The 17,322-nt window shown below is 74.6% G+C and carries 20 protein-coding genes; 4 read left to right on the top strand and 16 right to left on the bottom strand.

The annotated features are described in order from the left end of the window. Positions 1-56: 56 nt before the first annotated feature. The 11 genes from O7625_RS08610 to O7625_RS08660 form a co-directional block, all read right to left on the bottom strand. Complete coding sequence (locus tag O7625_RS08610; protein WP_282345336.1) at positions 57-488, bottom strand: hypothetical protein; 432 nt, start codon at positions 486-488, stop codon at positions 57-59. After that, positions 485-1,075: a TadE/TadG family type IV pilus assembly protein gene (locus O7625_RS08615; protein ID WP_282345337.1), complete on the bottom strand. Its 591-nt coding sequence runs from the start codon at positions 1,073-1,075 to the stop codon at positions 485-487. Before O7625_RS08615 ends, O7625_RS08610 begins: the two co-directional genes overlap by 4 nt. Then, complete coding sequence (locus O7625_RS08620; protein ID WP_282346857.1) at positions 1,060-1,470, bottom strand: TadE family protein; 411 nt, start codon at positions 1,468-1,470, stop codon at positions 1,060-1,062. The genes O7625_RS08615 and O7625_RS08620 overlap by 16 nt, the downstream gene beginning before the upstream one ends. Before the next feature lie 164 nt (positions 1,471-1,634). Further along, a complete protein-coding gene (locus tag O7625_RS08625; RefSeq protein ID WP_067306436.1) occupies positions 1,635-1,826 on the bottom strand; it encodes a hypothetical protein in 192 nt (63 codons plus the stop codon). Positions 1,827-1,855: 29 nt separating this feature from the next. Continuing rightward, positions 1,856-2,719 (bottom strand): type II secretion system F family protein, encoded by an 864-nt coding sequence (locus tag O7625_RS08630; protein ID WP_282345338.1) that lies wholly within the window; start codon positions 2,717-2,719, stop codon positions 1,856-1,858. After that, on the bottom strand, positions 2,716-3,615 hold the full coding sequence (locus O7625_RS08635) for a type II secretion system F family protein (protein ID WP_282345339.1): 900 nt from the start codon (positions 3,613-3,615) through the stop codon (positions 2,716-2,718). Before O7625_RS08635 ends, O7625_RS08630 begins: the two co-directional genes overlap by 4 nt. Further along, a complete protein-coding gene (locus O7625_RS08640; protein WP_282345340.1) occupies positions 3,612-5,174 on the bottom strand; it encodes a CpaF/VirB11 family protein in 1,563 nt (520 codons plus the stop codon). Before O7625_RS08640 ends, O7625_RS08635 begins: the two co-directional genes overlap by 4 nt. Further along, on the bottom strand, positions 5,164-5,967 hold the full coding sequence (locus O7625_RS08645; protein ID WP_282345341.1) for a ParA family protein: 804 nt from the start codon (positions 5,965-5,967) through the stop codon (positions 5,164-5,166). Before O7625_RS08645 ends, O7625_RS08640 begins: the two co-directional genes overlap by 11 nt. Positions 5,968-5,969: 2 nt before the next feature. Beyond that, positions 5,970-6,620: an SAF domain-containing protein gene (locus O7625_RS08650; protein WP_282345342.1), complete on the bottom strand. Its 651-nt coding sequence runs from the start codon at positions 6,618-6,620 to the stop codon at positions 5,970-5,972. A gap of 115 nt (positions 6,621-6,735) precedes the next feature. Next, positions 6,736-7,605 (bottom strand): hypothetical protein, encoded by an 870-nt coding sequence (locus O7625_RS08655; protein ID WP_282346858.1) that lies wholly within the window; start codon positions 7,603-7,605, stop codon positions 6,736-6,738. Positions 7,606-7,775: 170 nt separating this feature from the next. Further along, positions 7,776-8,339, bottom strand: a complete 564-nt coding sequence (locus O7625_RS08660; RefSeq protein ID WP_282345343.1) for a hypothetical protein — start codon at positions 8,337-8,339, stop codon at positions 7,776-7,778. A 544-nt stretch (positions 8,340-8,883) separates the two neighbouring features. On the opposite strand from O7625_RS08660, the gene O7625_RS08665 reads away from it, so the two are divergent. Then, complete coding sequence (locus O7625_RS08665; RefSeq protein ID WP_282345344.1) at positions 8,884-9,612, top strand: A24 family peptidase; 729 nt, start codon at positions 8,884-8,886, stop codon at positions 9,610-9,612. A gap of 120 nt (positions 9,613-9,732) precedes the next feature. Here the strand turns inward: O7625_RS08665 and O7625_RS08670 are convergent, their stop codons facing one another. Then, complete coding sequence (locus O7625_RS08670) at positions 9,733-10,356, bottom strand: phosphatase PAP2 family protein (protein ID WP_282345345.1); 624 nt, start codon at positions 10,354-10,356, stop codon at positions 9,733-9,735. Positions 10,357-10,530: 174 nt separating this feature from the next. Here O7625_RS08670 and O7625_RS08675 point away from each other — a divergent pair, with 174 nt between their 5' ends. Further along, positions 10,531-12,876, top strand: a complete 2,346-nt coding sequence (locus O7625_RS08675) for a glycosyl hydrolase family 65 protein (RefSeq protein WP_282346859.1) — start codon at positions 10,531-10,533, stop codon at positions 12,874-12,876. Here the strand turns inward: O7625_RS08675 and O7625_RS08680 are convergent. Beyond that, positions 12,841-13,326: a hypothetical protein gene (locus tag O7625_RS08680; RefSeq protein WP_282345346.1), complete on the bottom strand. Its 486-nt coding sequence runs from the start codon at positions 13,324-13,326 to the stop codon at positions 12,841-12,843. The two genes, O7625_RS08675 and O7625_RS08680, sit on opposite strands and share 36 nt — an antisense overlap. Before the next feature lie 224 nt (positions 13,327-13,550). Between O7625_RS08680 and O7625_RS08685 the strand changes: the two genes are divergently transcribed. Beyond that, positions 13,551-14,288: an SAM-dependent methyltransferase gene (locus tag O7625_RS08685; protein WP_282346860.1), complete on the top strand. Its 738-nt coding sequence runs from the start codon at positions 13,551-13,553 to the stop codon at positions 14,286-14,288. Here the strand turns inward: O7625_RS08685 and O7625_RS08690 are convergent. Together O7625_RS08690 and O7625_RS08695 are read right to left on the bottom strand one after the other, a co-directional pair. After that, positions 14,261-15,478, bottom strand: coding sequence for an MFS transporter (locus O7625_RS08690; protein WP_282345347.1), 1,218 nt, complete (start codon positions 15,476-15,478; stop codon positions 14,261-14,263). The two genes, O7625_RS08685 and O7625_RS08690, sit on opposite strands and share 28 nt — an antisense overlap. Positions 15,479-15,482: 4 nt before the next feature. After that, complete coding sequence (locus O7625_RS08695; RefSeq protein WP_282345348.1) at positions 15,483-15,956, bottom strand: Rrf2 family transcriptional regulator; 474 nt, start codon at positions 15,954-15,956, stop codon at positions 15,483-15,485. A 199-nt stretch (positions 15,957-16,155) separates the two neighbouring features. Here O7625_RS08695 and O7625_RS08700 point away from each other — a divergent pair, with 199 nt between their 5' ends. Continuing rightward, positions 16,156-16,548 carry a transcriptional repressor gene (locus O7625_RS08700; protein WP_067306525.1) on the top strand — a complete coding sequence of 131 codons (393 nt, stop codon included), beginning with the start codon at positions 16,156-16,158 and terminating at the stop codon, positions 16,546-16,548. A gap of 175 nt (positions 16,549-16,723) precedes the next feature. On the opposite strand, the gene O7625_RS08705 is transcribed toward O7625_RS08700, so the two are convergent. Continuing rightward, entirely contained in the window at positions 16,724-17,116 is a 393-nt protein-coding gene (locus tag O7625_RS08705; protein WP_282345349.1) for an SCO5389 family protein, read from the bottom strand. Between the last annotated feature and the right edge of the window lie 206 nt (positions 17,117-17,322).

Consider the following 17,322-nt stretch of genomic DNA (forward strand, 5'->3'; position numbering starts at 1 on the left):
CTGCCGGTGCGGGGGCACCGGGGGCGTGGGCCGACGGGTCCGCCGGGCCAGCGGGTTCATGGTCGGTCGGTGAGGGTGCGGGCGGTCGCCTCGGCGGAGACGGTGACGGTGCGGTCCAGGCCGATCAGGCCGAGCAGGTGCCGGCGGTAGACGACGGTGACGCGTACCCGGATCTGCTTCTCGCCGGCGACCACCGGGAAGCTGACCTGCTGGCCGGTCACGTCGGGGTTGCCGCGCAGGTACTGCGCGACGGCCGCGCGGGCACCCGGCTCGTCGATCACCTTGGGCCGGCCCTCGATGGCGGCGGCCCGGTCGATCACCTGCCCGCCGCTGCGGGCCGCCTCGGCGGCCAGGTCGTCGGCGCGTTGCAGGCTACGCAGTTGGCCCGCACCGTCGTACGCGGCACCGATGACCGCGAGTATGCCGAGCATGGTGACGGCGAGGAAGAGGCTGATCCGGCCCTCGTCGCCGGTCGGGCGCGCGGTCATCGCCGGGTCCGGTAACGGTCCAGGGGGGAGGCGAAGGTCGCCTCGACCCGCTTGTCGCCCATCGGCAGCCCGGGGAAGCGCATGCCGGCGAAGGAGACGGTGCAGCTCACCCGGACCCAGATGCTCACCGGTTCGCCGAGCGGGCTGCGGAACGCCGCGTTCACCGACGTGTGGTCGGAGTGCAGGGTGGACCCCCAGACCGTGACCCGGGGTGCGCTGGCGCAGTTGAGGCCACGCCAGTCGAGCTGCCGGCGGGCGGCGGCCCGGGCGGCGCTCTCCGCGGTGCCGGCGTCGCGGGCGATCGAGGCGGCCCGCGCGGCGTCGTGCGCCGCCGCCTCCACCGCCTCGTCGGCGACCGCGACCCGGCCGGCCACCCCGGCCACCATCAGCAGCGCGAGGAACGCCGGGGCCAGCACCGCCACCTCCACCGACACCGATCCCCGGGTACGCTCCGCGGCCCGCCCGGCCGACGGGGCGGCGGTGGACCGTCCGGTGGGGACGGTGGCCCGGTCGCTGCGTGCGGCCCGGTCGGTCAGCATGTCGCGCCAGGTGCGCCGGGGCGGGCCGGCGGTCACGGGTCGGTCCACCGTTCGACGGTGCCGTGGGCGGTCTGCCGCACGTCGAACCGGACGGCCGGGATGACGCTCAGGGACTTCCCGGTGACCGTGCAGGTCACCTCGGTGGCGGTGGTGGCGCAGGTGGTCTTCGCGCCGACCAGCCAGTCCCCGGCCGCACCCAGGAAGTGCCTGGCGCGGGCCTCACCCGCCCCGGCCGGCGCCTCCAGGACCCGTTGCGCGTTCACCCCGCTCTGGGCGGCGTGCATCGCCGTGGACCGGGCCACGAACCAGGTGGCGATCTGGACGGAGCCGAAGAGCAGCACCAGCACCGCCGGCATCACCACGGCCAGCTCCACGGGGTTGGCCCCCCGGTCCGTACCCCCGGCGGTGAGCCGGCGACGGGCGGCTCGGCCGGCGGCGCGCAGCCCGGTCGGGACAGCGTGCCCGGTGGCCCGTGGCCCGGTCGGGGCGGTCCGGCCGGTGGCCCGTAGCCCGGTCGGGACGGCCCGCCCCGCTGTGGGCGCGCACGGGGGTACGCACCGGGACCGGTCTGTCAGGTCCCGGTGCGAGCCGGTCAGGGGGACGCGGGTCACTTGGTCGGGATGTCGTTGATCCATCCCTCGGCCTTGGTCTTGACCAGGGCGGTGACGGCGATCCCGGCGGCGACCAGACCGGCGATGATGACGGCGGTCGGGACCGGGCTGTCGCCGCGTTCCGCCTCGCGGCGTAGCTCGGCCAGCCGGGCGACTGTGGCGACGTAGAGGAAGGTGACGAGCTGCATGGGGAGGGCTCCTTCTCGGGGTGGATCGCTCAGAGGCGGGCGACGAACGGATAGAGGACGAACGCCAGCAGCACGAAGACCAGCAGCGAGCCGGGAATGTCCAGCCGGCTGGTGATGCCCTCGGCACGGGCCAGGTTGTCGGTGCGGATCTGGTCGCGGAGCGACTCGGCGCGGCTGCGTAGCGTCTCGTGCACCTGGGCGCCCTCGCTGCCGGAGGACCGCATGATCGCCCCGACGTCACCCAGCTCCGCGATGCCGATCTTCTCGGCCAGGTCCTGGAGCTCGTCCCAGGGCGAGTGCATCTGCATCTGCGCGATCCGCAGCGACTCGCGGATCCGGGCGAAGACCCAGCCGTCGCAGACCGCCGCGGCCCGCTCCAGCGACTGCACCGGGCCGTGCGCCGCCGACAACTGCAACGCGACCAGGTCCAGGTAGGTGCAGACCGCCGCGCGGAACTCGTCCCGGGCGGCGTCCGCCTTGGTCAGCACCGCGCGGTGCGCGAGCAGCGCGCAGACCAGCGCCAACCCCAGACTGCCCAGCACCGGTACGACCACCGGCATGCTCACCCCGGCCAGGAAGAGCAGCGCCCCCGCCACCGTGGGGGTGGCCAGCCCGACCAGGGCGGAGAGCAGGATCGACATGGCGTACTGCTCGGGGGTCTGGTCGAGCAGGGCGAGCTGGCGGTGCGGTGGGCGCAGCCAGCGGGAGAAACCGCCCAGCCAGTCCGGCCCCCGCCCGGCGGCGACGGTGACACCCGCGGGCTGGTGCAGTCGGCGCAGCGCGGGGCCGAGCGCCGGGGAGGCCGGCAGCGCCTCCCGGACCAGCAGGAACAGGCCGAGCCCGATGGCGGCCCCGCCGAGCACCGCGATGGTGAGCTGCCAGTTGAGCGTCATGCGACCAGCTCCGCCGGGTCGGGCCTCGGCAGGAACCGGGGCGGCGGCGGGGGCTGGCTCATCGAGCGCACCCAGACCAGCAGGGCGACGAACGCCGTCCCGAGCATCGCCATCAGCACCTGGCCGAAGAACGTCCCGTACGGCCGGATGTACTCGGTGTTGACCAGCCCGTATGCCAGCACCGCCAGGGTCATCCCGGTGAGGAAGCGGACCGCGAACCGGGGCTGGGTGCGCTTGGCCTCCACCTCGCGCCGGGTGGCCACCTCGGCGGACGCGGCGGCGGCGATCGAACCGAGCACGTCGCCGAGGCGCTCGCCCCGGTCGGTCAGGTGCAGGATCAGCGCGGCGACCACCTGGTCGCAGACCGGGTCGCCGATCTCGTCGGCGAACGCCAGCAGGGCGGACCGGGCCGTCCAGCCGGCCTGGAGGCGGGCGGCGAGCAGCCGTACCTCCTCCTCGACCTCGTGCGGGACGGTGGCGATGGTGGTGATGATCGCCTGTTGGAGGCCCTGCCCGGTGTTGGAGACGTCCTTGAGCCGGCGGGTCCACTCGCCGACCGCCTCGATCCGGGCGATCGCCCGCTCCTCGGCCCGGCCCACCGCGAACAGCCACGGCACTCCCGGTACGGCCACCGCCACGATCAGCCCCACCACCGGCAGCCCGGTCAGCAGGAACGCCAGTGCGCCCGCCACCGCCGCCGCGCCCAACGTCATCTGGTGGGCGCGCTGGTCCCGGCGGTTCGTCCCCGCACCGAGCCAGAGCCGGCGCAGCCCGGTGGTCGAGCTCCTGGCCGGCCGGGTCGGCTTGGTGGTGCCGAACAGCGCCACCACGGCCAGCACCAGCCCGCCGACGCAGGCCGCCCCGGAGACCACCGCGAGCAGTTCGATGGTGCTCATCGGCGCACCACCGGGGCGAGGCGGCTGTGCCGGGGGCGCCGCCACGCGCCCGCGCCGGCCTCGATGAAGCGGGACAGCAGCCGGGCGTCGTAGCCGACCCGCAGCAGTTGCCCCCGGACCCGTTCCGGCAGGTGGCGGGGGATGGCCCGACCGTCCGGGCCGGGACCGAAGACGGTGGTGGTGGTGATCCGGTTGGCGTCGCCGACGCCGATCACCTCCTCCACGTGGGAGACGAACCGGTGTTTCCGCCCGCCGATCGCGGTCTCGTCCTCGACGGTGACGTAGACGATCAGGTCGAGGGCGTTGCCGGCCATCCGGCGGGCCTGGTCGACGGTCATCTCCCGGCCGTGGGCCAGCGCCAGCTCGATGATCCGCTCGCTGACCCCGGCCGGGGTACGGGCGTGGATGGTGCACATCGACCCGCGGCTGGTGGTCATCGCCTGGAGCATCGGCACGATCTCCCGGGAGCGGACCTCGCCCACGATGATCCGCAGCACGCCCATCCGCAGCGACACCGGGATCAGGTCGGCGATGCTCACCTCTCCGGCCGGTCGACCGTCCAGGCCGCGTTCGCCGTGCCCCTCCCGGGACTCGAAGCTCATCACCGCCCGGTGCTTGTCGCCGCGGCGGGCCGGCAGCAGCTCCCGGCTCTCCTCCAGCAGCACGTACGGCTCGTCGGGCGGGATCTCGTCCATCAGCGCCCGGATGACAGTGGTCTTGCCGGCCCCGGCCAGCCCGGCGACCATGATGTTGAGCCCGGCCCGCATGGACGCGCGGAGGAAGTCGCGCAGCAGCGGGTCGATCATCTCGTCCAGGTCGGGGCGGCTGCCGGCCAGGTCGTCGAGGCTGACGTCCAGCGTGTTGTGCTTGCGGATCACCGCGTACGGGCGGTGGCTGACCAGGAACACCGCGGCCAACCGGCTGCCGTCGGGCAGTTGCAGGTCCAGCGTCGGCTTGGAGGTGGACAGCGACCGCTCGGTGGCCCCGGCCCGGCGGGCCGCCGCCTGGAGGATCTCCACCAACTCGTCGTCGCTGTCGGCGATCGGCTCGCCCCAGTCGACGCCGCCGCCGTGCCGGGTGATGCGTACCTGGTCGCAGCCGAGGATGTGCACCTCCTCGATGGAGTCGTCGACCAGCAGGGTCTGTAGCCGGCCCAGCCCGACCAGCTCGGCGGTCACCTGGTCGAGCAGGGTCCGTTCCTCGTCGGCGCTGAGCGGGGTGCCGGCCCGGCGTACCGCGTCGGCGTAGCCGGAGACCACGGCGACGGCGAGCCGGGCCCGCTCGACCTCTTCGGCGTCGGCGTCGAACTCCCGGCCGCGTTGCCACTGGGTGAGCCGTTCGCTCAGCTCCCGACGCAGCTCCCGGACGAGCGCGAAGTCGACCTTCGGCCGGGGCGGGGCGGGTGCGGACGCGGGCGGGGGCGGGGCGGCGGCGGTGCCGGTGGTCGGCGGCGGTGCGGGGGCGTGGTGCCGACCGTTCACCGGTGGCAGCGGCGGCATGGTGGAGGTGACCCCCGGCGGTGGGGTGCGCGGGTCGTGGGAGACCGGCTCAAACCGCATCCGGCACCCCCTGCGCCGGGGTGGGCCAGGCCAGTCGGGCCCGCCGCTGCTCCAGCAGCTCCCGGACCGGGGCCTCCAGCGCCGCCGCCGCGCGCAGCAGGGGGCGTCCGGCGCGGACCGTGCCGCCGAAGCTGAGCGCCTGCGCGGTACGGCGGTCCTCCGGCATCCGGGCGATCACCGGCATCCCCAGGGCCTTGGCGATCTCGCCGTTGCCGTGGCCGTCGCCGACCACCACCAGCCGCAGCGTGCCCGGGGGCACCCGGTGGTCGGTGAAGTCCCGTTCGATGGCCCGGATCATCGACCGCGTGCCGGAGAGGGCGGGTAGCTGGGCGCGGGTCACCAGCAGCACCACGTCGGCGGCGCGCAGCAGCGGCCACGGCGGCCCGAAGACCTGAAGTCGTCCACAGTCGACGATCACATCATAGCCGGGGCGGCCCTTCTCCAGGGTGCGGAAGAAGTCGGCGAACCGCTGCCACAGCGGGGCGACGCTGCCGGCCTGCGCCGGGTCCACCACGCCGGGCAGCAGCAGCCGCTCCCGCCTCGGCGCGTCCAGGTCGACCAGCTGGGACCAGAACGTCGCCTCCAGGCTGCCGTCGCGCAGCTCACCCACGGCCAGTTCACCGATGCCGCGTGGTCCGTCGAGCGCGCCGCCCAGGTAGCCGGCGAGCACCGAGCCGCCGGCCGGGTCACACTCGGCGAGCACCAGCCGCCGGTGCCAGCTCAGGGTGCAGGCCAGCGCCGTGGTGGTGACGCCCGGCGACCCCTTCGCCGAGACCAGCGCGATGATGGCCATGGTCAGGCCGCCTCGGTCAGCACGAGGGCGATCCGCTCCTGCGCGGCCAGCACCACCACCGCCGGGACGTCCCGGACGGCGAGCGCCAGGTAGACCACCACGTCGTCGTTCTCCGGGGTGACCGCGTCGATCACGGTGGCCGTGAACCGGGTGGTGGAGGACTGGTTGTCGGCGTCCTCGTCCGGGGTGCTGACCAGCAGCACCTTGTCACCGGGGTGCAGCTTGCGGGCCGGCACCTTGCTCGGTTCCAGGCCGAGCGCGATCTGCTGCTGCCCCTGGCCGAGCAGCGGGGCATCGGTGAGCTGGGCCATGGTGAGCAGCGAACCGGGGACCAGCGATACGGCGGCCCGCTTGCCGACCACCTCGTCGCGCTTCTTCGCCGGCACCGGGGACAGCCCCGCGCCCCCGGAGACCTGCACGCTGACCAGGTCGTCGGCGGTCAGGACCCGGCCCACCTCGACCGGGCGGGCGATCGCCAGGTAGCTGCCGGTGGCCCGGACCGAGGTGACCGCGAAGGCCGCGCCGAGGCCACCCAGCGCGATCAGCAGCACGGCGAGCCCGAGCAGACCGGGCCGGGTACGGCGCTGCCGGACCACCTTGGGCGGGGTGACCGGCGCATCCACCGGGATGCCGTTGCGGGTGGCCAGACTCACTGGAAGCTCTCCGTTCGCGACTGCGGGGCTCGCAGACCCGGCTCACTCCTCGCGCTCACCGGGCAAATCTCCGTTCGGGACTGCGGGGCTCGCAGAACCGGTGCACGGTGGACGCTCATCGGGTCACCACCTGGAGTTCGTTGATCTGGATGTCGATGACGCCGCTGGTGCGGGTCTGCGGGATGTTGCCGCTGCGGCCGCCGCCCTCCCAGCGCACGTCCCAGAAGGTGGTGGCGCTGACCCGGTAGGTGCCGGCCTTGGGGTATCCGTCGTAGCCGCAGGTCGGCGACGGCTTGCCGGCTTTCGGGCCGGTCGCCTTGTACGGCGTGCCGGGGCCGGAGCAGCCGACCTTCTTGCCGTTGCCCATGTTCCACACGATCTGCTTGACCTCGGCGGTGATGGTGACGGTCAGCCCCCGGTCGCTGGCCGAGGCGCGCAGCGGGCCGAAGTAGCTCCGGCCGGTGCTGGCCCACATCCAGACCGGCAGGCCGACCAGGCCGGGCCCCACGCTGCGCCGGGGTGCCACCGACGTCCGGGGCGGCAGCAGGCTGATCGAGGCGAGCGCCCGGCGGGCCAGCTCCTCCGGGTCGGGCGGGGTGCCGAACCCGGGCGGGGGCCCGTCGCGCAGCACCATCGACTGCGCGCCCAGGTCGCCGCCGTTGCAGGTCTGGACGTACCACACCTGGCCTTCCGGGGCCTCCTCCTGCGGCTCGGCGACCTTGTAGTAACAGCCGCTGCCGTTGTCGAACCAGCCGAGGTCCGGGTTGTAGCAGGGCAGCGGCTTGCCGTTCCACTGGCACTTCGGGGTGGCGCCGGGGCTGTTCGGGCTGCCCGGACCGTTGCCACCGCCCGGGTCACCGGGGGTGCCCGGGTCGTCGTCCCAGACGCTGCAGTCGTTCTGGCCGGGCGGGCACTCCACCCCCGGGCCGGCGGCCTGCCCCGGGGCCGGCGGCGCGACCACGGCGACCAGCACGGCGAGCAGCAGGCCGGCGAGCGTCCGGCGGGACAGGCCGCCGACCTTCCCGGACGGCCCGCCGACGAGCCGCGACAGACGGCGCCCGGCGGAGCCCGGGCCGGCGGGGACGGGGTGGGTCAGGGCAGCGGGGGGCGGGGCGGCGGGGGCGGGGTGGGTCGGCACGGGCGTTCCTTCCCGGGTCAACATGGCTGGTCCTCGTGGGCGGCGCCGGAGCTGATCAGCCAACGGCCGTCCGGGTAGCGGGTCGCGGTGGCGGTCGCCAGGTGGCGGGTGCCGCCGGAGCCGGGCACCACCCGCTTGTCCTTGGCGTAGACCAGCCGGTAGCCGGTGGCGTCCAGGCAGTCCTGGATCTCCACGGTCGGCGGGCTGCCGTCCAGGCTGACGGCGGTGACGGAGGGGTCGGACCGGAGCGTCCCGGTGCGGACCGCGCCGTGCCGGCGGGCCTCGCGGATGGTCACCCGGACCCGGGTGAGCAGCGGGTCGGCCAGGAACCGGGTCAGCTTCGGGTGGCGGGGGTCGCTGGTCCGGCTCGCCTCGCGGGAGGCCTCCAGATAGCCGGCGTACGCCGCCAGTGCGGCTCGTTCGGCGGCCCGCTCCGCCTCGGTGGGCTGGCGGGCGTCGCTCGCCGGACGGGGGGCGGGTGCGGCGGTCGTCCCGGATGAGTCGCCGCAACCGGCGACGGAGCCGGCCACCGCGGCGATGACCAGGCAGGTGGTCCAGCGGCGGGAATGCCCTGTACGCATTGCCGTGCCCCTCCTCGGTACACCCGGCGGCGACGATCGTGGTCGGTCTCCGGGCGTGCGGTGGTACGCCGGGACGATGTCGATCGGACATCTCCGGGTACTGCCGCATTTACCTTTGTGGATCTTTTGTCACATGTGGAGCGTGTCGTCCGGTGCGGCCGGTGACGCGACTCTCGGGGTTGCGTCCCACCCAAGGGGCGAGCATAGGCTGACGTGCGCCGATACAACAGAGGCAATTCAACCGCGCACTCTCAGTGATGGGCAGGAGTGACCGAAGGTGGACGACGTCCATGGTGGTCGGCCAGCGTCGGCGGTGTCGGCCGATCATGGGCGGGCGGCCTCCGATCAGATCGGTCCGGCCGACGAACCGTCCGCGCCACCGGGGGATATGGGACGGGTCGATCGGGCTCGCCCGATCCGTTCCCCGGCCGCCGCTATTCCCGTCCCGGGGATGCCCGAGGGGGTAAGGGCCGCCCCGGTATCCACTCCGGACACCTCCCTGATATCGGACCGTTATCCGGACCCGGGCGAGAAGTCACTCTCCGTGTTCTTCGTTCGACGGCTGGCGGCGATCCTGGCGGTCGTCCCGGTGCTCCGGGCGGCGGTCGCCCGGTACGCCGTACCGCCGGGGGTGGCGGACCGGGCCGGGTGCCCCGGCTGCGGCGCTCCGGTCGGGCTGGACCGGCCACTGCCGGCGCTCGGGCCGACGGCGCGCTGCCCACGCTGCCGGGGGCGGATCGGCGCGGCCCCGTTCGCGGTCGAGGCGCTGTCGCTGCTGGCCGTGGCGGTGCTGGTGCTGGTCGACGGGGCGGTGGCCGAGCGGGTCGCGCTGGCCTGGTGGCTCGGCTGCGCGGTCCCGCTGGTCCTGGTGGACCTGGCGGTGCACCGGCTGCCGGACCGGCTCACCTGGCCCGCCGCCGCCGGCACCTGGGCGTTGCTCGGGGTGGCCGCGCTGGCCGGGGCGGGGGCCGGGCCGTGGCTGCGCGCGGTGACGGCCGGCGCGACGCTCGGGCTGGCCTTCGCCGCCACCACGCTGCTGCTCGGCCGGCGGGGGTTCGGCCTCGGCGACGCCAAGCTGGCGTTGGGGGTGGGGGCGCTGCTCGGCTGGCAGGGCTGGGGCGTGCTGGTGACCGGCCTGGTGCTGACCTTCCTGCTGTCGGCGCTGGTCAGCGTGGCCCTGCTGGCGACCCGTCGGGTCGGCTGGTCCAGCCACCTGCCGTTCGGCCCGTTCCTGGTCGCCGGCACCTGCGCCGCCCTGCTCCTCCCCGCCTGAGGCCGGGCCGCGATCCCCGGGCCGCGATCCCCGGGCCGCGATCCCCGGGCCGCGATCCCCGGGCCGCGATTCCCGGGCCGTGATCCCCGGGATCCCGGGCCGTGATCGGCGGGGTCGTGCTCACGGGCGAGGGCTGCTGGCGATCGGTTCCCGGCGGGCGGTGCCGGAGTGCCGGCGCAGCACCTCGGCGAGGGGGCGGGCGGTCAACAGGGTGGTCAGCAGGGTGACCGTCAGGCCGAGGAGCAGGCCGGCGAGCACGTCGTGCGGGTAGTGCACGCCGACGAAGACCCGGGAGAACGCGGCGAGCAGGGCCAGCGGGGCGGCGAGCAGCCCCCACCGGGGGGAGAGCAGCCCGATCGCGGTGGCCAGCGCCCCGGCAATGGTGGCGTGGTTGCTGGGGAACGACCAGTCGCCGATGGCCGGGCAGGGGCCGGCCAGGACGGTGACCGCCGCCCGGCAGGGCCGGTCCTCGTCGATCAGCGACTTGAGCACCTCGCTGCACCCGTACGCCAGGACGACGGTGGCCGGCGCGACCAGGGCGACGGCCCGACCCCACGGGCCGGCGCGGAGCAGCCGGGTTGCGGCGACAGCCACCAGCAGCAGCCCGAGCAGCAGGATCACCCCCTCGGTGAAGTGCACCGCGAACCACTGCACCGGGGTCGGGGCGGAATCGGCCAGCTCGACGACGTCGCGGTACCACTCCGCACTGATATCGGGAATGTCGGTTGTGCCGTTCCAGGACATGACTCACCTCACCAAAGATTCATACCGGGTTCAGATCCGTCATAGCGGAGGAAACGCCTGAACAGCTCACATCGTGCAAGGGCGCGGGGTCGCGGCGGACCTTCGTCACAGCCTTTTCACAGCGGCTCCGGCGATTGGCGGTCCGCCGCCGCCGGGTACCTCCCCGCCGTGCAGATGGACGACACCTGGCAGATCCGGCGCTCCTCCACCGACCTGGACCGACTCGGCGAGACCGAGTCGGTCTTCGCGCTCGCCAACGGCTGGGTGGGCTGGCGGGGCACCCTCGACGAGGGCCAGCCGTACGGCATGCCCGGGAGCTACCTCAACGGTCTCCACGAGCGGCGGGAGCAGAGCTATCCCGAGGACGGGTACGCCTTCCCGCAGGAGAGCGACACCGTGGTCAGCGCGCCCAACGCCGCCCTGATCCGGCTCTGGGTGGCCGACGAGCCGCTGGACCTGCGCACCGGCACCGTGCGTACCCACGAGCGGACCCTCGACCTGCGCGCCGGGGTGGTGGAACGGCACACCGAGTGGATCTCGCCGGCCGGGCACGGGGTGCGGATCCGCAGCACCCGGCTGGTCTCGCTGCCCCGGCACGCCGTCGCCGCCGTCCGCTACCAGGTCGAGCCGCTCGACGACCGGCCGGTCGAGATCCGGGTCTGCTCGGACGTGCTGGCCAACGAGCGGGTGCCCGAACGCGGCGACGACCCCCGGGCCGCCTCGATCGTGCACGATCCGCTCGACGCCGAACTGCACCGCCCGGACGGCCACCGTGGCGTCCTGGTGCACCGCACCGGCCGCAGCGCCCAGCGGGTCGCCGTCGCGGTGGCCCACGAGACGGACGCGCCGGCGGGCTTCACCGAGGGTGACGACCACACCCCGGACCGGCTACGGATGACCGTCGAGGGTCGGCTCGTCCCGGGGGACCGGATCCGGCTGACCAAGTTCGCCGCGTACGGGTGCGCGCCGGTCGCCGACGGCACCCCCGACGAGCTGGCCGATCTGGTCACCGCCGAGGCCGACGCCGCCCGGCGGCACGGGTTCGACGCGCTGCTGACCGACCAGCGGGCCGTCCTCGACGAGCGGTGGCGCACCGCCGACGTGGAGATCGACGGCGACGCCGAGCTCCAGCAGGCCGTCCGGTTCTCGGTGTTCCACCTGCTCCAGGCCGGTCGGCCCGACGCTGACCGGACCATCGCGGCGAAGGGGCTCACCGGCAACGGCTACGACGGGCACGTGCTGTGGGACACCGAGAGCTACGTGCTGCCGGTGCTGACCTACCTGCTGCCCGAGGTGGCCCGGGGGGCACTGCGCTGGCGGCACGCACACCTGCCCGAGGCCCGGGAGCGCGCCGCCGCGCTGCGGCTGACCGGGGCGACCTTCCCGTGGCGGACCATCGGCGGCCGGGAGTGCTCCGGCTACTGGCCGGCCGGCACCGCCGCGCTACACGTCAACGCCGACGTCGCCGACGCGGTGCTGCGCTACGTCGCGGTCACCGGCGACCAGGGGTTCCTCGCCGACACCGGGCTGGAGCTGCTGGTGGAGACAGCCCGGCTCTGGGCCGGCTACGGCCACTGGTCCGACGACGGCGCGTTCCACGTCACCGGGATCACCGGCCCCGACGAGTACGCCGCCCTGGTCGACGACAACGTCTTCACCAACCTGATGGTCCGGCGCAACCTACGGGGGGCCGCCGACGCCGCCGAACGGCACCCGGAGCGGGCCGCCGCGCTCGGGGTCGACCCGGCGGAGATCGCCGGCTGGCGGGCCTCCGCCGACGCCGTGCACCTGCCCTACGACCGTAAGCGCGGGGTGCACCAGCAGGCGGCGGGCTTCACCGACCAGCCCGAGTGGGACTTCGCGGCGATGACCGACGACGACTACCCGCTGCTGCTGCACTACCCCTACCTGGAGCTGTACCGGCGGCAGGTGGTCAAGCAGGCCGACCTGGTGCTGGCCATGCAGCGCTGCCCGGGGGAGTTCACCGCCGAGGTCAAGGCCCGCAACTTCGCCTACTACCAGGCCCGCACGGTCCGCGACTCGTCGCTGTCGGCGGGCTCGCAGGCCGTGCTCGCCGCCGAGCTGGGCCACCTGGACCTGGCGTACGACCTGTTCGCCGAGGCGGCGCTGCACGACCTCGCGGACCTCGGCGACAAGACCAGTGACGGGCTGCACCTGGCCGCGCTGGCCGGGGCGTGGACCGCGGTGGTGGAGGGCTTCGGCGGGCTGCGCGACGACACCGGCGTGCTGTCGTTCGACCCCCGGCTGCCGGCCCCGATCGACCGGCTCACCTTCCACCTGCGGTGGCACGGGCAGCGGCTACGGGTCACCCTGACCCGGGACGAGGCCCGCTACGAGCTGCCCGACGCCGACCCGACGACGACCGTCGAGCTGCGGCACGCCGGTGAGCCGGTGACCGTCACCGGTCGGGCCGCGGTGACCCGGCCGATGCCGCCGGTGCCCGACCCGGGGCCGGAGCCGCCGTCACCGCACGGCCGGCGGCCCGCCCGTCGGGCCTGACCCGCCGCGCATCCGCTCCCGCACGGCGGCCAGCTCCTCGAAGGCGTACGCCCAGTTGTGGCACTTGAAGCTGCGCAGCCCGGTGACCGGGGTGTGGCAGTCGAGGCAGTGCACCCCGGCGATCGCGTCCGGGACCTCGGTGTTGACGTACCGGCGGTCGCCGAGGATCACCGTGGCGATCATCGTCGGGTCGTGCACGCCCTTGAGGGCCGAGGCGACGATGTCCAGCCAGGTGGCCCGGCGCCCGCACTTGGGGCAGTCCGGTTCGTCGCCGCTGACCCACAGGGGTGCGCCGATGCTCTGCGCGGGCATGCCGAGGAGCTTCTCCAGCCGGCGCACGTCGTGTTCCGGGGTGGTCCAGCGGTGCCGCCCCGGCAGCGAGGCGGGTGAGTCGTACACGGCCCGGAACAGGGCCGGGTCCACCTCCACGGTCTCCCGGGCAGGGTCCATCGGGGCCTCCTCGGCGACAGGCGATGTCACCGTCATACCGGCAGGTGGCCACTGCGCGCAGCCGGCTCGCCGACACGGCGGGTCAACATGTCGTCGCCCCGGGTGCTAGACATCGGGGTGCCGCCGTGCCGCGCGGCCGGCCGTCCGCATTGCGGACCGTGAGCGGAAGGGGAGGGCCGGTGACCACGCCGACCGACGCCGAGCAGAGGCCGAACGTGGCCCGGATGTACGACTACTACCTCGGCGGGTGCCACAACTTCGCCGCCGACCGGGCCGCCGCCGAACAGATCCTGCGGATCTTCCCGGACACCGGGATCGCCGCCCAGGCCAACCGGCACTTCCTGCGCCGGGCCGTCCGGCACGCCGCCGAGCTGGGGGTACGCCAGTTCCTCGACATCGGCGCCGGGCTGCCCACCCAGGGCAGCGTGCACGAGATCGTCCGGCAGGTCGCCCCCGACTCGGCGGTGGTCTACGTCGACTACGACGAGGTCGCCGTGGCGCACGCCCGGCGGTTGTTGCCGGTCGACCGGCGGATCACCGTGGTCCGGGGCGACCTGCGCCGGCCGGACGAGCTGCTGGCCCGCCCCGAGGTCCGGGCGGTGCTCGACTTCGACCGCCCGGTCGCCGTGCTGCTGGTGGCGGTGCTGCACTTCGTCACCGACGCCGAGCAGCCGTGGGACGCGGTGGCCCGGCTGCGGGAGGCGACCGTCCCGGGCAGCCCGCTGGTCGTGTCCCACCTGACCCTGGACGGTGCCCCGCCGCTGCCCGTCCAGCAGGGGCAGGAGGTCTACCGGCGCAGCAGCGCCCCGCTGCTGCCCCGCCCGCACGCCGAGGTGCTGCGCTTCCTCGACGGCTACGACCTGGTCGAGCCGGGCCTGGTCCGGGTGGCCGACTGGCGGCCCGACGGGGAACCGCAGGAACGGGTCTCCCACGGCTACGCCGGAATGGGCCTGCGCCGCTGACGGCCGAGGTGCAGCACCAGCAGCGCGACCAGCGCCCCGGCCACACCGAGGGCGTACATGGCCGGTACGCCGCTGGCCAGCGCCGCCCCGCCGGCCGTGGTGCCCAGGCCGATGCCCAGGTAGATGGCGGACGAGTTCAGCGACACCACCAGCGGGGCCTGCTGCGGTGCGGCGCTGATCAGCCGGTGCTGCTGGGCCGGGGTCTGGCACCAGCTCGCCGCGCCCCAGCCGGCGACCAGCAGCCCCACCAGGGGCATCGGCGCGGAGCCGGTGACGCTGAACGCACCGAGTCCGCCCAGCGCGACGGCCATCGTGGCGTACCCGACGACCAGCACCGGCACCGCTCCCCACCGGTCGGTGGCGTAGCCGGAGGTCACGTTGCCGGCGACCGCGCCCAGGCCGTAGAGCAGCAGCATCAGGTTGACCTGGTACGCGTCGACGCCGAGCGCGCCGAGGGTCGGCGCCGCGAAGGCGTACACGGTGTAGCTGGCGGCCATGCCGATCACGGTGAGCGGCAGCACGGTGAGCACGGCGGGCTGGCGCAGCGCGGCGGACCGGGCGCGTAACGGCACCGCCGGGCCGCCGGGCAGCGCGGGCATGGCCAGCCGGACGGCCACCGCGATGGCGGACGCCAGCAGGGCCACCGCGACGAGCGCGGCCCGCCAGCCGAGCCACCGGGCGGTCAACCCGCCGAGCGGGACGCCGAGGGCGGTGGCGACGGTGAGCCCGCCGATCACCACGGCCAGCGCCCGGCCCCGCAGCGTCGGCGGCACGAGGGAGGCGGCGACGGCACCCGCGTTCGGGGTGTACGCGGCGGCACCGGCGGCGGCGACGATCCGGCCGGCGACCAGCACCGGCAGCGTGTCGGCCACCGCCGAGAGCAGGTTTCCGGCGGCGAGCACCAGCAGCGCGGCGACGAGCAGCGTGCGGCGGGGCAGCCGGGCGGTGACGGTGGACAGCACCGGGGCGAGGATGGCGTACGCGATCGCGAAGACGGTCACCGACTGGCCGGCGGCGGCGGTGGACACCCGCAGCTCGGCGGCCAGGTCGGGTAGCAGCCCGGCGACCACGAACGCGTCGGTGCCGACGGCGAAGGTGCCGGTGGCGAGGATCAGCGTGGCTCCCAGGCCCCGGCGGGGCGGGGTGGTGGTGGCCGGCCCCGGGCCGGCGTGGGCGCGCAGGTGGAACATGGGGTCAGCGGGGTTGTTGCGCGTGGCGGCGGCGGGTGCGTTCGGCCGCCTCGGCGGGGGCGGCGGCGAGCAGATCGGCCAGGGTGTGACCGGCCAGCTCGCGTCGCCAGGCCAGGTCGGCGCGGTGCATCACGGTGCTGATGGCGCACGGGACGCGGAACTCCGGTGCGGCGGGGTCCACCCCCGCGCCGCGCTGGCGGATCTCGGTGCAGCGGAACGGGTTGTCGGCCCCGTCGATCGCCACCGTCACCGCCAGCACTGTCACCTCGGCCGGGGGCCGGGCGAGCCGGAACCCGCCGCGTGCGCCGGGCACCGACTGGAGGATGCCGGCCCGGGTGAGGGCCTGGAGGCACTTGGTGAGGTACGCCGGGGGTAGCGCGAACCATTCGGCGAGCCGGGCGGCGGGCATGGGGTGGTCGTCGCCGATCCAGGCGAGGGTGAGGCAGCAGTGCAGCCCCCACTCGACCTGTTCGCTCATCCGCACAACCAGGATATTACATGTCCTGGTTCCCGTCGGGTGCCCGCGATACCCTGCCGTTTCGGCGGCACAGGCTCCCTGCCTGCGCACCGCATAATGGTGACGGCCTCCGCGCGGACGGGTGGGGGCGCTGAGCAGCGACGGCCGCCGGCCGGGTGTCGGGGCGACGAGCGGAGACGGCGGTACGGTGACCCAGGCGATGCCGAACGTGACCCGGAACACCCGCCAGCGCGGCGAGGTGCTGGCGTTGCTGCGGGAGGTCGACGGCTTCCACACCGCGCAGCAACTGCACCAGATGCTGGTGGCCCGCAAGGCCCGGGTCGGGCTGACCACCGTCTACCGCACCCTGCAACTGCTCGTCGACACCCAGGAGATCGACTCCACCCGGTTGCCCGGCGGCGAGCAGTTGTTCCGCCGGTGCAGCGAGAGCCGGCACCACCACCACCTGGTCTGTCGGCAGTGCGGCAGCACGGTCGAGGTGGCCGGGCCGGCGGTCGAGCGGTGGGCCGACCAGGTCGCCGCCGAACACGGCTTCACCGAGGTCGGGCACACCTTCGAGATCTTCGGTACCTGCGCGGCCTGCGCCCGCTGACCGGCCGCCGGACGCGCCCACGGCGGTGCGGCCGACGCCGCCGGCGGTGCGGTGCCTGTGCGGCCGGCGGTTTGGTGGGGCCGGCGGTCCGGCGAGCGGTGCGGTGTCGCCGGTGGTCCGGCGAGCGGTGCGGTGTGCGTCCGCACCCCGGGCCGCTCGCCGGATCCGTGATGGGTCAGCAGTTCCGCAGCTCGGGGGACTGGTTCAGCAGTTGCCCACGGGTGGAGACGAACCGGCGGTAGGGCGTGCCGTCGACCGCCGAGGGGCGGAACGCGGCCACCCGGTGGCAGTTCTGGAACGCCAGCTTCACCCCGAAGTGACGCTCCAGGCTGGACCGGATGGCGTCGCTGGCCAGGGCGCGCAGCAACTGTCCCCGTTCCGCCTCGCCGGGCGGGGGCACCGAGTTGTCCGCCTGGTCCGATCCGGACGACTCCAGGTCGGCGACGACCCGGCTGACGGTCTGCCAGGCGTACGGCAGGGACTCCCGTACGCAGGCGATGAAGTCCCGGTCGTCGACCGGACCGGCTTCGGCGGCTTCCAGCAGGGTGGGTGGCACGGTGAGAGACATGATCCTCCTTAGATGATAACGACTACGGTTTTCATTAGCGGTGGCTGGCTGAGCACACCACGCCACCCCACCCGCGTCAACACCGACACTCCGGCCGCCGCGTGCCGGCCGCAGGCTGCCCACCCGCCGACCGCCGGCGATCCGCCGGTCAGCCCCGGGCGGCCCGTGTGCCGGCTTCCAACTGCCCACCTGCCGGCGCTCCGGCG

Origin of the sequence: Micromonospora sp. WMMD714 (assembly GCF_029581315.1) — a bacterium.
GTDB lineage: Bacteria > Actinomycetota > Actinomycetes > Mycobacteriales > Micromonosporaceae > Micromonospora > Micromonospora rifamycinica.

Coding starts and splice junctions, on each gene's coding strand:
- O7625_RS08690 (WP_282345347.1), bottom strand. CDS start 15,478: ATGTTCCACCTGCGCGCCCACGCCGGCCCGGGGCCGGCCACCACCACC.
- O7625_RS08625 (WP_067306436.1), bottom strand. CDS start 1,826: ATGCAGCTCGTCACCTTCCTCTACGTCGCCACAGTCGCCCGGCTGGCC.
- O7625_RS08645 (WP_282345341.1), bottom strand. CDS start 5,967: ATGGCCATCATCGCGCTGGTCTCGGCGAAGGGGTCGCCGGGCGTCACC.
- O7625_RS08675 (WP_282346859.1), top strand. CDS start 10,531: ATGGACGACACCTGGCAGATCCGGCGCTCCTCCACCGACCTGGACCGA.
- O7625_RS08610 (WP_282345336.1), bottom strand. CDS start 488: ATGACCGCGCGCCCGACCGGCGACGAGGGCCGGATCAGCCTCTTCCTC.
- O7625_RS08685 (WP_282346860.1), top strand. CDS start 13,551: ATGTACGACTACTACCTCGGCGGGTGCCACAACTTCGCCGCCGACCGG.
- O7625_RS08680 (WP_282345346.1), bottom strand. CDS start 13,326: ATGGACCCTGCCCGGGAGACCGTGGAGGTGGACCCGGCCCTGTTCCGG.
- O7625_RS08630 (WP_282345338.1), bottom strand. CDS start 2,719: ATGACGCTCAACTGGCAGCTCACCATCGCGGTGCTCGGCGGGGCCGCC.
- O7625_RS08695 (WP_282345348.1), bottom strand. CDS start 15,956: ATGAGCGAACAGGTCGAGTGGGGGCTGCACTGCTGCCTCACCCTCGCC.
- O7625_RS08640 (WP_282345340.1), bottom strand. CDS start 5,174: ATGCGGTTTGAGCCGGTCTCCCACGACCCGCGCACCCCACCGCCGGGG.
- O7625_RS08660 (WP_282345343.1), bottom strand. CDS start 8,339: ATGCGTACAGGGCATTCCCGCCGCTGGACCACCTGCCTGGTCATCGCC.
- O7625_RS08670 (WP_282345345.1), bottom strand. CDS start 10,356: ATGTCCTGGAACGGCACAACCGACATTCCCGATATCAGTGCGGAGTGG.
- O7625_RS08705 (WP_282345349.1), bottom strand. CDS start 17,116: ATGTCTCTCACCGTGCCACCCACCCTGCTGGAAGCCGCCGAAGCCGGT.
- O7625_RS08700 (WP_067306525.1), top strand. CDS start 16,156: ATGCCGAACGTGACCCGGAACACCCGCCAGCGCGGCGAGGTGCTGGCG.
- O7625_RS08635 (WP_282345339.1), bottom strand. CDS start 3,615: ATGAGCACCATCGAACTGCTCGCGGTGGTCTCCGGGGCGGCCTGCGTC.